The sequence below is a fragment of the Pseudomonas sp. H26/SER47-MNA-CIBAN-0231 genome (assembly GCF_040310465.1).
GTDB lineage: Bacteria > Pseudomonadota > Gammaproteobacteria > Pseudomonadales > Pseudomonadaceae > Aquipseudomonas > Aquipseudomonas atacamensis.
Genome location: NZ_JBEOPW010000005.1, coordinates 232,905 through 250,863 on the forward strand (window position 1 = coordinate 232,905; position 17,959 = coordinate 250,863).

15 protein-coding genes are annotated in these 17,959 nt (G+C 49.3%); all 15 read left to right on the plus strand.

The window, feature by feature from the left end:
* Positions 1-82: 82 nt before the first annotated feature.
* The 15 genes from ihfB to AAEZ10_RS10595 all read left to right on the plus strand — a co-directional run bounded on the left by ihfB (position 83) and on the right by AAEZ10_RS10595 (position 17,958).
* A complete protein-coding gene (gene ihfB / locus AAEZ10_RS10525) occupies positions 83-379 on the plus strand; it encodes an integration host factor subunit beta (RefSeq protein ID WP_003189779.1) in 297 nt (98 codons plus the stop codon).
* Between the two features lie 27 nt (positions 380-406).
* Positions 407-667, plus strand: a complete 261-nt coding sequence (locus AAEZ10_RS10530; protein WP_122707344.1) for a lipopolysaccharide assembly protein LapA domain-containing protein — start codon at positions 407-409, stop codon at positions 665-667.
* Between the two features lie 204 nt (positions 668-871).
* The gene (rfbB, locus tag AAEZ10_RS10535) at positions 872-1,948 is read left to right on the plus strand and encodes a dTDP-glucose 4,6-dehydratase (RefSeq protein WP_122707342.1); all 1,077 of its coding nucleotides are present in this window, start codon (positions 872-874) and stop codon (positions 1,946-1,948) included.
* Complete coding sequence (gene rfbD, locus AAEZ10_RS10540; protein ID WP_350569097.1) at positions 1,945-2,838, plus strand: dTDP-4-dehydrorhamnose reductase; 894 nt, start codon at positions 1,945-1,947, stop codon at positions 2,836-2,838. The genes rfbB and rfbD overlap by 4 nt, the downstream gene beginning before the upstream one ends.
* Positions 2,835-3,731, plus strand: coding sequence for a glucose-1-phosphate thymidylyltransferase RfbA (gene rfbA, locus AAEZ10_RS10545; RefSeq protein ID WP_122707338.1), 897 nt, complete (start codon positions 2,835-2,837; stop codon positions 3,729-3,731). Before rfbD ends, rfbA begins: the two co-directional genes overlap by 4 nt.
* A gap of 436 nt (positions 3,732-4,167) precedes the next feature.
* Complete coding sequence (locus AAEZ10_RS10550) at positions 4,168-5,610, plus strand: mannose-1-phosphate guanylyltransferase/mannose-6-phosphate isomerase (RefSeq protein ID WP_122707336.1); 1,443 nt, start codon at positions 4,168-4,170, stop codon at positions 5,608-5,610.
* A 126-nt stretch (positions 5,611-5,736) separates the two neighbouring features.
* Positions 5,737-7,107 (plus strand): phosphohexomutase domain-containing protein, encoded by a 1,371-nt coding sequence (locus AAEZ10_RS10555; RefSeq protein WP_350569220.1) that lies wholly within the window; start codon positions 5,737-5,739, stop codon positions 7,105-7,107.
* Positions 7,104-7,898, plus strand: a complete 795-nt coding sequence (locus tag AAEZ10_RS10560; RefSeq protein WP_220556678.1) for an ABC transporter permease — start codon at positions 7,104-7,106, stop codon at positions 7,896-7,898. Before AAEZ10_RS10555 ends, AAEZ10_RS10560 begins: the two co-directional genes overlap by 4 nt.
* Positions 7,898-9,154: an ABC transporter ATP-binding protein gene (locus tag AAEZ10_RS10565; RefSeq protein WP_122707332.1), complete on the plus strand. Its 1,257-nt coding sequence runs from the start codon at positions 7,898-7,900 to the stop codon at positions 9,152-9,154. The genes AAEZ10_RS10560 and AAEZ10_RS10565 overlap by 1 nt, the downstream gene beginning before the upstream one ends.
* Positions 9,155-9,158: 4 nt before the next feature.
* Positions 9,159-10,883, plus strand: a complete 1,725-nt coding sequence (locus tag AAEZ10_RS10570) for a hypothetical protein (RefSeq protein WP_163032983.1) — start codon at positions 9,159-9,161, stop codon at positions 10,881-10,883.
* 9 nt (positions 10,884-10,892) lie between these two features.
* Positions 10,893-14,912: a glycosyltransferase gene (locus AAEZ10_RS10575; protein WP_350569100.1), complete on the plus strand. Its 4,020-nt coding sequence runs from the start codon at positions 10,893-10,895 to the stop codon at positions 14,910-14,912.
* A gap of 129 nt (positions 14,913-15,041) precedes the next feature.
* Complete coding sequence (locus AAEZ10_RS10580) at positions 15,042-15,233, plus strand: hypothetical protein (protein ID WP_163032981.1); 192 nt, start codon at positions 15,042-15,044, stop codon at positions 15,231-15,233.
* The gene (locus AAEZ10_RS10585) at positions 15,226-16,713 is read left to right on the plus strand and encodes a hypothetical protein (protein ID WP_350569102.1); all 1,488 of its coding nucleotides are present in this window, start codon (positions 15,226-15,228) and stop codon (positions 16,711-16,713) included. Before AAEZ10_RS10580 ends, AAEZ10_RS10585 begins: the two co-directional genes overlap by 8 nt.
* Complete coding sequence (locus AAEZ10_RS10590; RefSeq protein WP_122707324.1) at positions 16,713-17,150, plus strand: GtrA family protein; 438 nt, start codon at positions 16,713-16,715, stop codon at positions 17,148-17,150. Before AAEZ10_RS10585 ends, AAEZ10_RS10590 begins: the two co-directional genes overlap by 1 nt.
* Positions 17,131-17,958, plus strand: coding sequence for a glycosyltransferase family 2 protein (locus tag AAEZ10_RS10595; protein ID WP_122707322.1), 828 nt, complete (start codon positions 17,131-17,133; stop codon positions 17,956-17,958). Before AAEZ10_RS10590 ends, AAEZ10_RS10595 begins: the two co-directional genes overlap by 20 nt.
* Position 17,959 lies beyond the last annotated feature (1 nt).

Below are 17,959 nucleotides of genomic sequence, written 5' to 3' on the forward strand. Positions count from 1 at the left end.
ATCCCTGGGCTGTTCAAAATCTTCCGGGCATGCTAAAACCTTTCAAGCGCTGATCTAGCTGCTTGAAAAAGAAGGGAAAAATATGACGAAGTCGGAGTTGATCGAACGAATTGTCACCCATCAAGGGCTACTCTCATCCAAGGATGTGGAGCTGGCCATCAAGACCATGCTTGAACAAATGTCTCAGTGCCTCGCCACCGGTGATCGTATCGAGATCCGTGGATTTGGCAGCTTCTCCCTGCACTACCGCGCGCCACGTGTCGGCCGCAACCCAAAGACCGGCCAGTCTGTCAGTCTGGACGGTAAATTCGTTCCGCATTTCAAACCGGGCAAGGAATTGCGTGACCGCGTGAACGAGGAAGAGGAGGAGGGGGTTTGACAGTCGCTATCTTTCAAGGGATTACTCATGCGTAACCTTAAGCGAATATTAATCGGTTTTTTTATACTTTTATTGATTTTGGTGATTCTGGCGTTTGTCCTCGAGAATCAGCAGTCGGTTTCGTTATTGTTTCTGGGTTTGTCTGGGCCTCAATTGCCGATTTCGTTGATCGTGGTTTTGGCTTTTCTTGTCGGGATGCTGATCGGGCCGGTGTTAGGCTGGTTATTGGGGCGCTCATCAAGAATTGCAGATAGAAACAGAGCTGTGCGCAAGCATTTGATGCAGTGAAAGGCTCATGTGCTTACTGCCAGGGCATGGCTATATCTAATAGTAAAACGCCTATGAAGCTGTAAAATGCGATCCTCTATTGGTTGTGAGGCACTCACACCCATTCAGATTGAATTTGATAAAGCTACGACGACTAGCTTTTTGCATTCATGGATTGGACAGCGCTTCCGAATCGCTGTCAGCAGCTCAAGGGCATGGTACCGCGTGAAAATTCTAGTAACCGGCGGCGCCGGGTTTATCGGCTCAGCAGTTATCCGTCACATCATTGCCAACACCGGCGATTCTGTCGTTAACGTCGATAAGCTGACCTACGCCGGCAATCTGGAGTCTTTGGCTGCTGTCAGTCAAAGCTCGCGTTATGCCTTTGAGCGCGTGGACATTTGTGATTGCGAACAAATGGATCGAGTTTTCCTCGAGCACCAGCCTGATGCCGTCATGCATTTGGCGGCAGAGTCGCACGTTGATCGCTCCATATCGGGTCCGTCGGAATTCATCCAGACCAACATCATTGGTACCTACACGCTTCTGGAATCAGCGCGTCATTACTGGAGCGGCCTGGAGCAAGGTCGTAAAGCCGTTTTTCGCTTTCATCATATCTCTACTGATGAAGTGTATGGCGACCTGGAAGGGCCTGAAGATCTGTTTACCGAAACCACGCCATACCAGCCAAGTTCGCCTTACTCTGCCAGCAAGGCCAGCTCCGATCACTTGGTTCGCGCGTGGTCTCGCACCTATGGTCTGCCGACCCTGGTTACCAATTGTTCGAATAACTATGGTCCGTACCACTTTCCGGAAAAGCTGATTCCGCTAATCATACTCAACGCTCTAGAAGGCAAGGCGCTACCGGTTTACGGCAAGGGCGACCAGGTACGTGACTGGCTGTATGTCGAGGATCACGCTCGTGCACTCTACAAAGTCGTCACCGATGGCGTCATCGGCGAGACTTACAACGTTGGTGGCCACAACGAGAAACAAAATATCGAAGTAGTGCATGCCCTCTGCGCGCTGCTTGATGAGTTGCGCCCGGCTTCGCCTCACCGCCCCCATGCGAGGCTGATCACTTACGTGCAGGACCGCCCCGGTCATGATCAGCGCTACGCGATTGATGCAAGCAAGATACAGAAAGAGCTCGGTTGGTCGCCGGAAGAAACGTTTGATAGCGGTATCCGCAAGACTGTGGAGTGGTACCTGAACAACACTGAATGGGTCGCGCATGTGAAGAGCGGCAGCTATCAGCAGTGGATTGATCAGAACTACGCAGATCGTGCGGGCAAGGCATGAAAATCCTTCTTCTGGGAAAAAACGGCCAGGTCGGTTGGGAGTTGCAGCGCTCTCTCGCGCCGCTCGGTGAGTTGGTGGCACTGGATCGTCAATTAGCCGATGGCCTGTGCGGTGACCTGAGCAATATTGATGGGTTACGAGCAACTCTCCGCGCAATCAGGCCAGATGTCGTTGTCAATGCGGCCGCTTACACCGCAGTTGACAAGGCTGAAGCCGAGACTGAGTTGGCAGATCTTGTGAACGCCTGTGCTGTTGGAGTATTGGCACAAGAGGTGAAAGCGCTCGGCGGGTGGCTGGTTCATTACTCGACAGACTATGTCTTCGATGGGCATGGATCTGCACCATGGCGGGAGAGCGATGCCGTGGCTCCGGTAAATCACTACGGTGCCAGCAAGCTTGCGGGAGAGCGATTGATCATCGAATCCGGCTGCAAGCATCTTATCTTTCGCACCAGTTGGGTGTATGGCGCTCGTGGCAATAATTTCGCCAAAACGATGTTGCGCCTGGCAAAGGAGCGCGAAAGTCTGAGCATTATCGCTGATCAGATTGGCGCGCCAACCGGCGCAGACCTGATTGCGGAAGTCAGTGCTTTAACCCTCCAACAGGCTTTGCTGCGTCCTGAATTGTCAGGTCTTTATCACTTGGCGGCCGCTGGTGAGGTTTCTTGGTATGGGTATGCCACTCATGTGATTGACTTCGCTAAAGCGCAAGGGAAAGAGCTCCGTGTGAAGGACATTAATGCGATCGAGACTTCAGCCTATCCAACGCCTGCACGCCGCCCGCTGAACTCTCGGTTGAGCACCGGGAAACTGCGGGACAGTTTTTCTTTGCACTTGCCCGATTGGCGCAGTGGTGTAACCCGAATGCTTATGGAAGTTCTAGATAAATGACCACGACAACGCGCAAAGGCATCATTCTCGCTGGTGGTTCGGGTACTCGTCTGCACCCACTGACCCTTGGCGTGTCCAAGCAAATGCTGCCGATCTACGACAAGCCGATGATCTTCTATCCCTTGTCTGTGCTGATGCTGGCGGGGATGCGCGAAATTCTGATTATTTCCACGCCCGAAGATTTGCCTGGCTTCCAAAAGCTGTTGGGTGACGGCAGCCAATATGGCATCAAGCTGTGTTACGCCGAACAGCCAAGCCCGGATGGGCTGGCTCAGGCTTTCATTATCGGTGGAGAGTTCATTGGTGATGATCCCTGCTGTCTGATCCTGGGGGACAATATATTCTACGGTCAGCACTTCTCGGACAATCTACGTTCCGCATGCCTGCGAGAGGAGGGTGCCACTATCTTCGGGTATCACGTTTCTGATCCCGAGCGCTTTGGTGTGGTTGAGTTTGACGCTAATGGATCAGCATTGAGTATCGAGGAAAAGCCGATAGTGCCCAAGTCCAGCTACGCTGTGACAGGCCTCTATTTCTACGATAATCAGGTTGTCGATATTGCCAAGAGGATCAAGCCATCCGCGCGCGGCGAGCTGGAAATAACCGATGTCAATCTGGCCTATCTCGAGCAAAAAACCCTTAAGGTCGAAATGCTCGGCCGCGGCTTCGCATGGCTTGATACCGGTACACATGATTCGCTGCTAGAGGCCAGTCACTTCGTGCATACCATCGAAAAGCGCCAGGGCTTGAAGGTCGCCTGCCTTGAGGAGATTGCTTACAGTAATGGCTGGATTGACATGGCGCAGTTGCGTGCTCAAGCCGAGCGCCTGAAAAAAACCGGCTATGGACAGTACCTGGAGAAGCTTCTGGATTCCGCAGTGCGCGAGGGCTGACATTGTTGGTGCAGTAGCCATTTTTCGTAGAGATTGTGATGTGGTTACGCCGAGCCGGGTTGATATTGGTTTGATATCGATCTTGTTCGGATGCTTTGAATATTAAGGACGTTTTTTGTGCCTTCCGCCGGGAGGGAGTTATTAATGTCCAGGTACAAGCTGTAGAATGTTCAGCAATCATACCGGTTCTTGCGACTCGCGGTCGTGGGCGGGCGGCTTCGCCTCATTGGGTACGCCTCATAAACGAAGCCCCACCCCAATCTTCGATTGGCAAGGATCCGGGTGTTGCGAATGGATTTGGATTTAGGCCGAGCGGCAGTTTTTTCTGGCGGCTTGGGGCAAGTATTTGCGTCAGTCAGGACGCACAAATGACCGGAAATATAACTGAACCCGTTTCTGGAAGTATCCACTGGAGAGGGGACTAAGGATTGAGAGCATGGAACTGATTCCCGTAATTATGTCTGGCGGAGTGGGCAGCCGGTTGTGGCCTGTTTCTCGAGAAACCCACCCAAAGCCGTTCATGGCGCTGCCAGATGGCCAGAATCTAATCCAGAAAACGTTCCTTCGTGCTTCGCGTCTGGAAGGTGTGGTGGAAGTTCTGACGGTGACCAACCGCGAACTCCTGTTCAAGACTGAAGATGAGTACAGCGCAGTCAATTCTGCCAAGCATGCTCAGGCTTTCATTCTTGAACCCTTTGGTCGCAATACAGCTGCGGCCGTTGCCGCAGCGGCACTACAACTCGAATCCACGCACGGCCCCGATGCCCAGATGCTGGTGTTGGCTGCTGACCACCTGATCAAAGACGAAAAGGCTTTCGCTGCGGCCGTCTCCAGCGCCATGGCGCTGGCTGCCGACGGTTGGTTGGTAACGTTTGGTATTCAGCCAACCTACCCTGAGACTGGTTTTGGTTACATTGAAGCGCAGAAGGATGCCCCTCTTAAAGGTGGCTTGAAAGTCGCGCGTTTTGTCGAAAAGCCTAACCTTGCAACCGCTCAAAATTATGTCGGCGCGGGCAACTACTACTGGAACTCCGGGATGTTCTGCTTCCGTGTGGGCTCCGTCCTGGAAGAGCTTCGTCAGCATGCTCCGGATGTAGTCGAGGCGGTTAGCATAACGATCGATAGCTCGCGTCTGACCTCGTCCGCCAAATACCGTTGCCTGGCCCTTGATGCCGAATCATTCGCAGCGGTGCCAGATATATCCATCGATTACGCGTTGATGGAGCGCTCTTCCAAAGTTGCGACTGTCCCCTGTGACATTGGTTGGAGTGACATCGGTTCGTGGAACGCTGTCAGCGAATTGACCGAACCCGATGAGAACGGTAACCGCTTTGAGGGCGAGGTACTGTCCCATGATTCGCGCAATAACTATGTCAACAGTGAAGATAGGTTGACTGCGCTTGTCGGCGTTGAGGACTTGCTGGTCATTGATACCCCTGACGCGGTGATGATTGCTCACAAAGATCACGCTCAAGACGTGAAGCATATTGTCAATCAGCTAAAGGCCTGCAGTCATACGGTGCACTTGCTTCACCGTACGGTGCATCGTCCGTGGGGTACTTACACCACGCTGGAAAACGGCGAGCGTTTCAAGATCAAACGCATTGTTGTGAAGCCTAAAGCTTCTTTGTCGCTGCAAATGCATCACCACAGAAGCGAGCACTGGATCGTTGTGAGTGGTATGGCAATCGTGGTCAACGATCAGCAGGAGCTGATGCTGAACACCAATGAGTCCACGTTTATTCGTGCCGGCCACCAGCATCGCCTGATGAACCCAGGAGTCATCGATCTGGTGCTGATCGAAGTGCAGAGTGGTGACTATCTGGGCGAAGACGACATCGTGCGTTTTGAAGATAATTACGGTCGCGTCGATAAATAACAAAACTGAACCCGAAGCGAGCCCTGCGCCTTGCGGGGTTCACGCGCCAGTGAAATCAAGCCTGGCGGTCCATTCTTGCCGTTGCCGCCTCTGGGCGGCATCGGACATTTCAGCTATGTGAGTAGAATGTATCCTCCTATCGTGACGCAGTGTTTCAAAGCCTATGACATTCGTGGTCAGGTTCCCGCTCAACTCAACGAAGATATTTCCTACCGCATTGGTCGCGCGCTCGTAGTTGAATTACGTGCGAAAAATTTCGTGGTTGGTCAGGATATGCGGCTTGAAAGTCCATCCTTGGCGGCAGCGCTGATGCGGGGCATTACCGAGGCCGGCGGCGATGTCATCGATATCGGGCTTTGCGGCACGGAGGAAGTTTACTTCGCCACAAGCCACTACAAAGTTGATGGCGGCGTGATGATTACCGCCAGCCACAATCCCAAAGGCTACAACGGGATGAAACTCGTCAAAGCAGAGTCTCGCCCTATCAGTGGTGACACGGGTCTTGATGCCATCCGCCAACGCGTCGAACAGGGTGACCTGGGTGACCTGGTGGCAGAAAAGGGGACAGTCCGTCAGGCGTTCGATAAGAGTGCCTACATCGACCATTTGCTGACTTACGTCGACATCAGCGCACTGAAACCTTTGAAAATCCTCGCAGACCCAGGTAATGGCGCAGCCGGCCCTGTACTCCAGGCGCTGGCCGCGCGACTACCTCTGAAGTTGCTGTTTATCAATGAAGAGCCTGATGGAACCTTCCCAAACGGCGTCCCAAATCCATTATTGCCTGAGAATCGCGAGTTGACGCGTGATGCACTACTGGCGAACCAGTGCGATATCGGACTGGCCTGGGATGGCGATTTTGACCGCTGCTTTTTCTTCGATGCGAATGGGCGTTTTATCGAGGGTTATTACCTGGTTGGCCTTTTGGCCGAAATGCTGCTCATAAAGCACCCTAGCAGCAAGATCATCCACGATCCTCGACTGACTTGGAACACCATCGAGCGCGTTGAGAAAGCGGGTGGTATCGCCGTGCAAAGTAAAACCGGCCATGCATTTATCAAGGAGCGTATGCGCGAGGAGGATGCAGTGTATGGCGGCGAAATGAGCGCTCACCACTACTTCCGTGATTTTGCGTACTGCGACAGCGGCATGATTCCGTGGTTGCTGGTAGCCGCTTTGATGTCGGCTAATGGAAAGAGCTTGGCTCAGTTAGTTGACGAACGAATTTCCGATTTTCCATGCAGCGGTGAAATCAATTATCGCGTTGATGATGTGCCGACGATTATTGAAAAAATACGCAAGGCCTATCTTCCGCTGAATCCAGCGATCGATATGACTGATGGCTTGAGCATGGACTTTGGTGACTGGCGTTTCAATCTTAGAGAGTCCAATACGGAATCTCTATTGCGATTGAACGTCGAATCTCGCGCCAATGAAGCCACGCTTTCATCGCAGCTTGCACTGCTTGAGGGGTTGATTTTAGGAGAGAACCAATGAGTTCTATGCTTAAAGCGCTCTGGAACTATCGCGGGTTTATCTCAGGAAGTGTCAAACGAGAGTTTCAGTCCAAATACAGAAATTCTTTGCTGGGTGCGTTGTGGACGATACTCAATCCGTTGGCGATGATTATCGTATATACCGTTATTTTCGCTGAGGTGATGAGAGCCAAGTTGCCGGGTGTCGAAGGCACCTTTGGATACAGTATCTACCTGTGCGCGGGGATACTTACTTGGGGGCTGTTTGCCGAACTGGTCGGGAGAAGTCAGACTGTTTTTCTCGATAATGCCAACTTGTTGAAGAAAATCAGTTTTCCACGGTTGTGCCTTCCAGTCGTGGTTGTCGCGAATGCCGGCATAAATTTCATCATCACATTCGGTCTTTTTACTGCTTTTCTAATCATTAGCGGTAATTTTCCTGGTTTGGCATTTCTTGCCTTGGTCCCGTTGCTGTTGATTCTGATCCTCTTTTCAATAGGGCTCGGCATTACATTGGGGGTGCTCAATGTGTTTTTCCGCGATGTCGGACAGTTCTTTGGGATCTTCATTACATTTTGGTTTTGGCTGACTCCCATCATCTATCCGATTACCGCGCTCTCCAAAGAGTTGCGCGTGTTTATTGACCTTAACCCGATGACCAGCCTTATGGCCGCCTTTCAAGGGGTTCTTGTTTCCGGTCAGTGGCCGCAATGGGAAACTTTGTGGCCGATCACCACCCTGGCGGTGTTTTTGTGTTTTGTGGGTATGCGTTTTTTCCGCAAGCACGCAGGCGAAATAGTGGACGAACTTTGATGGGTAGCATTACGGTTGTTGGACTGGGCAAAGCATACAAACAATATCGCACGCGTTGGGGGCGATTGGCTGAGTGGCTCATTCCCAAACTAAAGCCCCGACATACCCTTAAGTGGGTATTACAAGACATCAGCTTTTCTGTAAATGCAGGTGAGGCGGTAGGGATAATCGGGGTCAATGGTGCAGGCAAAAGCACGTTGCTGAAAATGATTACGGGCACTACCCAACCTACAACCGGGAGTGTAGACATAAATGGGCGAGTCGCCGCTCTGCTCGAGTTGGGTATGGGGTTTCACCCTGATTTTACGGGTAGACAGAATGCCTATATGGCCGGTCAGTTGCTTGGGCTTTCTCTGGAGGAGGTCTCTCTGCATATGGCGGAAATCGAGGCGTTCGCCGACATAGGTGATTACATTGATCAACCGGTGCGTGTGTATTCCAGCGGTATGCAGGTGAGGCTGGCATTTGCAGTGGCAACGGCAGTGCGTCCAGAGATTCTCATCGTCGATGAAGCCTTGTCGGTGGGGGACGTTGCTTTTCAGCGAAAGTGCTATCGACGGATTGAACAGTTTCGTGAAAAGGGCACAACTCTGCTTTTTGTGACTCACGATACTGAAACAGTTAAAAAAATCTGCGATAAAGCGCTCTTCCTTCAGAATGGAAGTGTCGCCGCTTTTGGTGCTGCGAAAGACGTATGCGATACCTACGAACAAGTTTTGTTCGGCGGTGGGAAGAAATCGGCTCTGCCAGCCGCAAAGAGTGTCGAGGCTGTGGTTGATCCCAGCTTGCTGAGTAGTTGTGAACTTTCTTATGGCGACGGCCGCGCGGTTGTTGAGTCGATATGGATGGAAAGCTCGGAGGGGCATCCTGCCAACGTTTTTGGCAGCAACGATAGTTTGATACTGAAGTATCGCGTTCGTTTTACCGAGGAGGTGACACAGATCGCCTTTGCCTTCATGGTCAAGACGCGTGATGGTATTGCGCTGTTTGGTATGGATACCGCGGATATGCCTGAAGTGAAAGGCAGAACCTTCAGTGCCGGCGAAACGCTCCTGCTAAAATTTGAATTTGGTAATTCATTTGCCCCCGGAACCTATTACGTGAACTGCGGTGTACGGGATGACACGGGTGATGTTGCTTTGTTTTTGCATCGCCGTATTGATGTTGTCCTGTTTCGCGTGCGAGCAGATGAGGGTACGTTTGCGAAAACTGGCGTTATAAATGTCCCAGCAAAATTCGAACTTGCAATGGAGTAAGAGGGTGAGCATTTTAAAGGATTCTAAAACCTGCCCTGTATTTGTTCACTCTTTGTTTCGGGCGGGAAGTACTTACATATTTAGTGTTTTTAGAAGCTCGAGCGCAGGCTACTGGTGTTATCAGGAACCGATGAGCGAGTTTGTCTTGTCTGCGCGCAACGAGCGTGAAAGCATGCTTGCTGCAGATGACAATCTGGCAAAAGTGCTGCGTCATCCGGATATGAAGGGGGCGTATTATTCCGAGTTATATAGCGTATCTGACGAATGTATAACGAAGCTAGACGAGTCCTGCATCTATGATGGTTATTTTGCCACCACTCCAGAGCAGGCGGGCGTACCATACTTATCAGGTTTGATATCTTCGGCCAAAGGCAGACCACTTATACAAGAGTGTCGTACAAGCTCTCGTATCGGTGTGATCAAGCATGCATTGGGCGGTCGTCATATTTATCTCTGGCGAAATCCTTGGGATCAGTGGTGGTCTTACAAGGTGGATCACTACTTTGATGATGCAAATCAGATGTGTATCAATGGTGCGCATCACCCCGAAATAATTAATCGCTTGATCGACGAAATCGGATTCAACGGTTTGACGGAAGGGAACATTTTTCAGAAGTTTTCGTGGTTCTACCAGAACCGCTTGTCTCCGGAAAACAGTTACCTTGTTTTTTATGTGCTTTGGTTTCTAGGCTTGAAAGAAGGCCTGAAGCACTCTGAACTGCAGATCAATATTGATCGACTCAGCGACAGTTTAGAGTGCCGAAATGACACTACCCATGCTCTTAAGGAAATGGGTATCGACGGGCTCGATTTTTCTGAATGCTCAGTTCCTCAAGCCGTGTACGGTGCTAAAGACAAAGCTTTCTTCAACAGCGTTGAGCAACGGGCCCATGGTCTATTACTTCTATCAGGGACATCACAGACGCTTATTGATGAGGTTGTTGCGCTTCGTAAAGCAAGCGAGCCTCTGGTTTGGCAACGTGATTATAGAACCGATCCCGGCGCCAGTCTAATTCGGGATGCTGAAAGAGCGCGTGAATTAGTTCTCGGTTTTGAGAAGAGGGTGGTGGACGCGAGCGTTGATCATCAGCGGAAGTTACTTGGTGAGCACGAAAGATATAGCTCCATAGAAACAAGTTTGTTAGCCGAGACGGAAAAAGTAAGAGCACTTGACGCCAAGTGTTTGGAGTTTGCTGAAATCCTAGTCGAAGCTGAAACTAAAATATCGGAAGCGAACGCGGAGCGTCAGAAGGTCGAGGACAAACTCGTATTGAGGGAGGCTGAGTTTGAGTGTGCGCATTTGGAGTCTAAAGCGTTAGTGTTCGAACTTGAAAGACAGATTAAAGAATTAATGACGAGTGCTTCATGGCGGCTAACCAGGCCGTTGCGAGTTTTGAACAAGCTGATAAAGGACCCAGGTACTAATTTGAAGGCTTCTCCATTATTGAAGATCAAGCACAAGCTAAAATCTTTCATTTCTCGTTTAATGCGAAAGGCAGTTGAGAATCCGAGAATCAAGGGTTGGGCTGTCGGTTTTCTTTCGCGTCGCCCGGTATTGAAGGCCCGGCTTAAACGGATTGCGTGGGGAATGCAACAGAGTCATGTTGGCGCCGTGAGTCCATCCAACACCACGGTAGACACGTCAACTTCATATGCACAGCTTTCAAGTTTTAAGAAAAAAGGGAACGGTGAAGAGTTGAAATCACCCCTTGAGTCTTTTTTCTACTGAGTATTTATTTTGAAAAAAATATTGGCATTTAGCTTTTTTCCTGCATTTACGCCTGTCTCGAATGGTGGTGAATCTAGGGTTTTTAATTTTTACAGGTCTCTGAGTCGTACGCATCAAGTTACCTTGTTGAGCTCAACTCACCAAGGCAGTGATGAAGAGCGTGTCTTTCATGGTGTCAACTTTATCGAGCGTAGAATTCCTAAGGATATCGCGTTTAATGAAGTCTGGGCTGCACTGTCCAAAGTTTCCGGGAAAGGTGATCTGTCAGGTCCTGCCCTTGCTGTGTGTGCCAAGTACCCAGGCGCTTTGCACGATGCTTATCTTGAAGAGTATGAGTCGGCGGATATAATTATCCATGACTTCCCATTTACCATCGACTATGACGTGTTTGCCGGTTTTGATAGTAAACTACGTGTTTATAACTCTCAGAATTGCGAAAGTATCCTCTATCGTTCCTTGCATAGCGATGCCGGATCGGATGATATTCCGAACTTGGTAATAGGGCTGGAAAAGAAGATACTTGAACTCTCGGATCTGGTTTTTTACTGCGGTGACGATGACCTCGTCGCATTCCGTGACTTGGCGCCAGCTGCGAAATTCGAAACTGTCTTTGTTCCTAACGGTATGACACCTGTTCGAACGGCGTCTTTGAAGGAAAATTCGAACTCAGGTTTTTCTACTGTTTTCATGGGCAGCGGCCATTTACCTAACCAGATAGCTGCGCTGACACTTGTTAATGAAATTGCGCCTCTAGTGCCAGAGGTGAAGTTCAATATTTTGGGTGCATGCCTCCCTGAAGGTAAGTATCCCGCTAACGTCATCCGTCATGGTCGGGTGAGCGATACGCTGAAAGAGGAGTTGCTGGGGGCTAGCCACTTGGCATTGAATCCTATGTCCACTGGCAGTGGGTCCAATATTAAGGTGTTGGAGTATCTGGCTAGAGGTCTGCCGGTTCTTTCAACTGAGTTCGGTGTGAGGGGACTTTCTGGTCAGGAGGACGAGCATTTTCTCATCTCTTCACTGGAGTCGTTTGGTCAGGCCATTAGAGATGCAGCGAACTCTCCTGAGCGTCTCTCGTGTATAGGTCAGGCCGGACTATCATTTGTAAATGCCAACTATACATGGGATGCCATTGCTGAAAACGCTAGTAAAAAAATAGTAGATGTCTATCAACGCAATAAAGAAAATACTCCAAAGAATCTTGTAACGGTATTGAACGATTACAATTCTTTTGCGGGAATTGGCGGTGGTGCAACTAGGACGCGTGGATTATACGCCGCAGTTTCCGAGACGAGTACGGTTGTATTTTTATGCTTTTCCAGTGATCGTTTCTTGCAGGTAGATCGTCACAATGACAATACATTAGTCATCGCTGTTCCAAAAACTGCGGAGCATCTAGGAGAGTTACAATACGTCAATGCACAATCGCATATATCGTGCGACGACATCGTTGCCGGCCGACATTGCGCACTTAATCCTCTGCTGGTCAAAGTCTACCAGGCCTTGAGGGGGAACTCTCAGAGTGTTGTAATTGAGCATCCATTCATGGTGGAGTTACCAGTCGCACATGCTGACCGATTTGTTTACTCGTCCCAGAATAATGAATTGACGCTGAAAACGCGTCTATTGGAACACCATCCACTCAGGCACTCTTTGATAGATGATGTTGCTGAGTTTGAGCGTAAAGCCGTTGAACTTTCGGCGCTGACGATTGCTGTTTCTGACGATGATGCCGATAGTCTGCTCAGAAAGCGTCGTACAGCAGGGCCCGCGATAGTTGTACGCAATGGATCTGCGCCTGCAGCATTAGTAGATGCAGAAAATGCAAGTAAAATTCAGGCCAGTATTTCTGCCCGGTCCGCGGTTTTTCTTGGCTCCGCGCATATGCCCAATGTTGACTCCGCGAACTACATTGTTGAGCACATTGCTCCAAACTGCCCGGACGTCGAGTTCCATCTGATCGGCTCCGTGTGCAGCTCGATTAGTGGCAAGATGACTCGAAATGTTCATCTATGGGGTGTTTTGGATGATTCGGACAAGTCCGCAGTTATGCAGTCATGTTCCATTGCCATCAACCCCATGATGTCTGGCAGCGGTTCGAATGTGAAGTTGGCCGACTATCTCGCCAACGGATTATTTGTGGTGACGACGATTTTTGGGCAGCGAGGGTATCCTGACGTCATTCAAGATCATATCAATGTAGTGACGCTGGAGGGTTTTCCCTCGGCGATAATGACTGCGCTGTCCGATGTGGAACTGCAAACACCCGAAGTAAGACTGTTACGTCAGTCCATATTTAATCGTTGCTTGTCCATGCAGGCGCTGGCGGCAGATTTTGTTTACGCGTTAAAAGGCCTTTCAGTCCCTAAGAAGCGTGTGCTCTTTGTAACTTATCGTTATACCTCTCCTGCCATGGGCGGTGCTGAGTTGATGGTTGAGCAACTGTTGAGGGCTCTTGGCAGAAATAACAACTTTCAAATTGATGTTGTTGCGCCTGAAGTCAGCTCGATGCACAGCAAATTCCGATTTGCGGAAGACTATCATTTCAACGCGAATGACAGTGCGTTCATCAATATGCACAACGTCAGATTTGCTCGCTTTCCTATTCAGCCATCAATGGGGCAATCCGCGACGCAGGGGCTGGAGCGTGCCTGGCAATTGCAACCGACATTCGAGCGTATCATCTCGGATTCTGTGAAAACGGGATTTGATCGCAGTGGCCTGACTTGGGGCTGGGCATTGCCGGAAGGTAAGGCAATAAAAGCCTCTCGCTGGGCGTATGCCACGTGTGGGTTGTATGTTGTGGAGGATACAGACGTTCGAATTGACGGCTTCGCCCACCAAAAGGCTTATGTGACGGTAATGGACGCTCAAGGGGTGATAATCCTGAGCTCGGAAGTTCAGGGGCACTTTGTGTTGGCGTTTTCCGCTCCGGCAGGGGAGTTGGAAATAACAACATCAATTGGATCCTCTCGACATGAAGATCCTCGTCCTCTGGCATTTATGATGACAGCGTTGTATTTCAATAGCGTGCAGCTTGATATCTCCAACCCGTCGCTGGTTAATTTGGCTACTGTCGATGCCGAGACGGCGTTTGAGGTGTTGGCGGACGCTGCCAAGGGGACTCGTGATCCCTTGAATGTTAAGCTAAGTGATATACGCGGTCCTTTCTCCGAAGCCCTTGAAAATTATGTTGAGACTCAAGTAAGTAATTATGATTTGGTGATTACTCATAATCACGTATTTCGCCCGGCTGTTGTCGCGGTTGAAAGTGCCAAGCGGCACGGGGTGCCGGTAATTATCATACCTCACGCGCACTTAGATGATGATTTTTACCATTTTCCAGACATTAATGACGCGGCACGAGACGCTAGTCTGGTATTAGCTTCGCCTCTTGCTGCTTGCGAGTTTTATCGTCGCCGAGGGGGTAATGTCAGTTATCTGCCAGCCGGGATTGATACCAGTGAAATATTCCATCAAGACGACGTAGATGCCTTTCGAGCTGTCTTTTCGGTAGATCGCCCCTTTGTTTTAGTGTTGGGCAGAAAATCAGGCGCGAAGGGCTATAAAGACACAATTGCAGCCGTTGAAAAGTTAAATGCAAATGGTAAGAACTTACATGTAGTACTGATTGGACCTGACGATGACGGTGTGCCCGTGTTATCTGCCCATGCGAGCTACTTGGGCAAGCAGCCTAGGAATGTTGTTCGTGGAGCGCTCATGTCGTGTCTTTCATTGATTAACATGAGTAGTAGCGAGAGCTTCGGCATCGTTCTGTTGGAAGCTTGGTTGGCCGGTAAACCGGTAATTGTGAACAGTGCTTGTGCAGCTTTTCATGATATGGCGATTGATGGTGTCAATGCCGTATTGACGGAGCGCGAAGGATTAGAAGAGGCAATCACTCGATTGATTCGAGATCCTGCATTGTGCGCGACACTGGCGGAGAACGGACAACGCATTACTCATGAGTATGACTGGTCGGTTATCGGTGATCGTTTTATCACCACATGCAACGAGCTTCTGATATAGCGTTCGAGTTTATATATTGGTTTTTTGCGAGGAACAGGCTTTGAGTTTACTTATAAGTCGTTCCTCGAATTGTTAGAGGGAATTGATTCTATAAAGGTCGCATGCTACTTGGTCGACGGAGAAGGAAATATGGTCGGTATTGAAAGTGATTCTTTGAAAGTGGCTGTGACTTTATTGGTGGGTGATTTGAGCCTCTATTGGCTTGGGGGATCGAAGGTTCAAGTGGCATATTTGCATAACGTTGATGGCGTCTGTTTTTTACCGGCTGCCAATCACAGAGATGCAATAAGTTTAGGCACGAGGGGGCAGCGTTTTGAATAGCAATGATTTTGGCGTGAGGCCATTGAAGTGGCTCGCATTGGTCCTTGTAATATTGGCTTGCGTGTTTTACGTGGTTTACCTTGGTCACGCGATTCTAAGTGAAAGAGTCTTGTACGCCGACGGTTCGAATTTTTTTGTGCAACTGTTGAGTCAGAATAAGGTATGGCCAGTTGCCGATGATCCAAAGCACATACGGTTGTTTGCGAATATAGTAAATCAACTTCCTGTTGCTATTGCTATTAAGTTAGGAGTGGAAAACCTAGGCTGGTTGAGGTTCCTGTTTGGTGCTGGAACGTTTTTGGGGCCGGTGTTTGTTTATTTTTTCTGTTTTTTATTGAGTCGTCGGGCAAATGACTATCGCGTTTTTTTCTTTGCTCTAGCAAGTCTGGTTACGTGCGCGATTCCATCCGATATATTTATTCTTAATCAGTCTTTTATATCTTTGGCGTTTGCTTGGTTGCTGATTCATTATTTGCTGTTGAAGATAAATTTTCGATGGTTTGACTGGCTAGTGATAGCTATTGTTTCTTTGATATTGTTCAGAGGGCATGAAAATCTGGTTCTTTGGGGCGGCAGTATATTTTTTGGCGCGCTGACTGCATTCTGGTTCGGCGGAACAGGCGGTAATTTTTGTAAAAATTTACACCTCTATGTACTTGGCGCTGTCGGCCTAGCCCAGTCGCTGTTTGTTCTATATTGGCAGTTTAGTCATCCGGTTGGTCAGGAAACAAATGCCTTTCTAGAGCTTGTCAATTTTGCAATGCCGCGGGAAATGTGGGTAGGCAATACTAGAATAAGTCTATTGGCAACTGTTCTACTTATTGTTGCTGGGCTTTACGGATGGATAGCTCGTAGCATAAGCGCGGGCGGCGGAGCAATTTTTTTGGTGGTCTTTTTAATATTTTTGTCGTTGTCGGGTCTTGCGGTGTATGCCGGGGTTTCAGCAATACAGGATTTCAATCTGACTGATCCGCGCAGAGAGTTTAATTATCGGTTTCTGATGACTATCGGATCCACGGGATGGATGCTCTCTTCAATTATATTTGTGCGTGCAAAAGTTAATTTTGATGTGCGTGGTGCTTATTTTGCGATTGTCGCGCTCTCAGTCAGCCTGTTGTCCGCGTCGCTCTGGCAGGTCTCCAATAGTATACAATGGCTCGAATTCAAGAATGCCGCTCTGCACGAGCTTAGTGTGGCGCCAGGGCCAATTTTACAGCCTGAGTCAGTGAGAGAAATACTGATTTCGGAGCAGCGGGAGTATGCTTATAAGTATCGTTGGGTCTGGACGTGGCCAGTATTCGGTATGAGCTTACAGAAAGATGGTCGGGTCGTTAAAATATTTAAGCCGGAAGGCTTTGATGATTATTTCAAACCTCCCAAAAAGATTCCTTTTGTTCCGCTTTCGGGCGGCGAATATGGTAGCGAAGGACCCGGGTTGTATTCATTTGACGGTTTTCAGGCCGCTGGAAAAAATAAATAATGAAGTTGTTTCTAGGGTTCTTACTGGTGTCTGGAGTCGGGTGGATTCTTGATCTGCTTTCCTATACGACTTTGACCCAGGCTTTTGATGTGTCACCTGCCTTTGCGAATTTCGCATCATCCATGGTCGGTGTTACATACGTATGGTTGATTGCGCTAAATCGGGTTTTCAAACGAGGTGGGCACGGAAAATATATTTTTCTACCGATCTATTGGACTTATCAAGCGGTGTCTATCTTAGGGTATTCGATGCTGATTTCCATCGTCGTTGTAAAACTGGTAGATTTTGGGATTGATCAGGTACTGCCACTGCCACTGCCAGCGGCTGTTCTGGCGAAGCTAATGGTCACGCCCGTTAATTTATTGACGAATTTCCTGTTTATGACTGTTCTTACGAAATTTATGAGTACTGACTCCGATGGCCAAGTCCGAAGCTAATCCGAAAATCCTGGTTTTCATCCCTGCCTATCGCTGTGAAACGCAGATTACTCGCGTTATCGATCAGTTTGATGAAAGCGTACAGGCTAGGATCGATACCGTTATGGTTGTTGATAACCGCTCGCCTGACGGTACCCTGGAGGCTGCCATTGAGCGCGGCAAATTGGTCCTAAAGAATTGTAATTTCATCGCTTGGTGTAACGATGACAACTATGGTCTGGGAGGATCGCACAAAGCAGCCTTTCGCTATGCAGTAGATAATGGGTTTGACTACCTTGTTGTGCTGCATGGCGACGACCAGGCCGATATTCGTGATTTGATGCCTCAGCTCGAATCAGAGTTGGATAAAGGTGTTGATTGCTTGTTAGGTGCACGTTTCATGCGTGGTAGCCGTTTGAAAGGATATTCCTGGTTCCGTACATTCGGTAATCGGGTTTATAACGCACTGTTTTCCATGGTCACAATGCGTGCTATTTATGATTTGGGATCTGGATTGAACCTTTATCGTGTGGCGGCGTATCGTGACTTCTACTACAAAGCATTTCCTGACGACTTGACGTTCAATTATGTGATGCTGTTGGCAAGCTATCAGCGCAAGCAAGTAGTGCGTTTTTTCCCCATCAGTTGGAGAGAAGACGACCAGATATCGAACGTCAGATTGTTCCGTCAAGCATTTAAAGTCTTGAGGTTGCTTGCGGGATTTGGCATGCGCCGCGATAGCTTTGTTTCTACAGAACTGCGCTCTCGGGCATTTGATTCTTACACGGGGCAAATTCGCTATAGCCAAGGCTCAGCTTCCAATGAGTAAA

Coding starts and splice junctions, on each gene's coding strand:
- ihfB (WP_003189779.1), top strand. CDS start 83: ATGACGAAGTCGGAGTTGATCGAACGAATTGTCACCCATCAAGGGCTA.
- AAEZ10_RS10530 (WP_122707344.1), top strand. CDS start 407: ATGCGTAACCTTAAGCGAATATTAATCGGTTTTTTTATACTTTTATTG.
- rfbD (WP_350569097.1), top strand. CDS start 1,945: ATGAAAATCCTTCTTCTGGGAAAAAACGGCCAGGTCGGTTGGGAGTTG.
- rfbA (WP_122707338.1), top strand. CDS start 2,835: ATGACCACGACAACGCGCAAAGGCATCATTCTCGCTGGTGGTTCGGGT.
- AAEZ10_RS10550 (WP_122707336.1), top strand. CDS start 4,168: ATGGAACTGATTCCCGTAATTATGTCTGGCGGAGTGGGCAGCCGGTTG.
- AAEZ10_RS10555 (WP_350569220.1), top strand. CDS start 5,737: ATGTATCCTCCTATCGTGACGCAGTGTTTCAAAGCCTATGACATTCGT.
- AAEZ10_RS10560 (WP_220556678.1), top strand. CDS start 7,104: ATGAGTTCTATGCTTAAAGCGCTCTGGAACTATCGCGGGTTTATCTCA.
- AAEZ10_RS10565 (WP_122707332.1), top strand. CDS start 7,898: ATGGGTAGCATTACGGTTGTTGGACTGGGCAAAGCATACAAACAATAT.
- AAEZ10_RS10580 (WP_163032981.1), top strand. CDS start 15,042: ATGGTCGGTATTGAAAGTGATTCTTTGAAAGTGGCTGTGACTTTATTG.
- AAEZ10_RS10590 (WP_122707324.1), top strand. CDS start 16,713: ATGAAGTTGTTTCTAGGGTTCTTACTGGTGTCTGGAGTCGGGTGGATT.
- AAEZ10_RS10595 (WP_122707322.1), top strand. CDS start 17,131: ATGGCCAAGTCCGAAGCTAATCCGAAAATCCTGGTTTTCATCCCTGCC.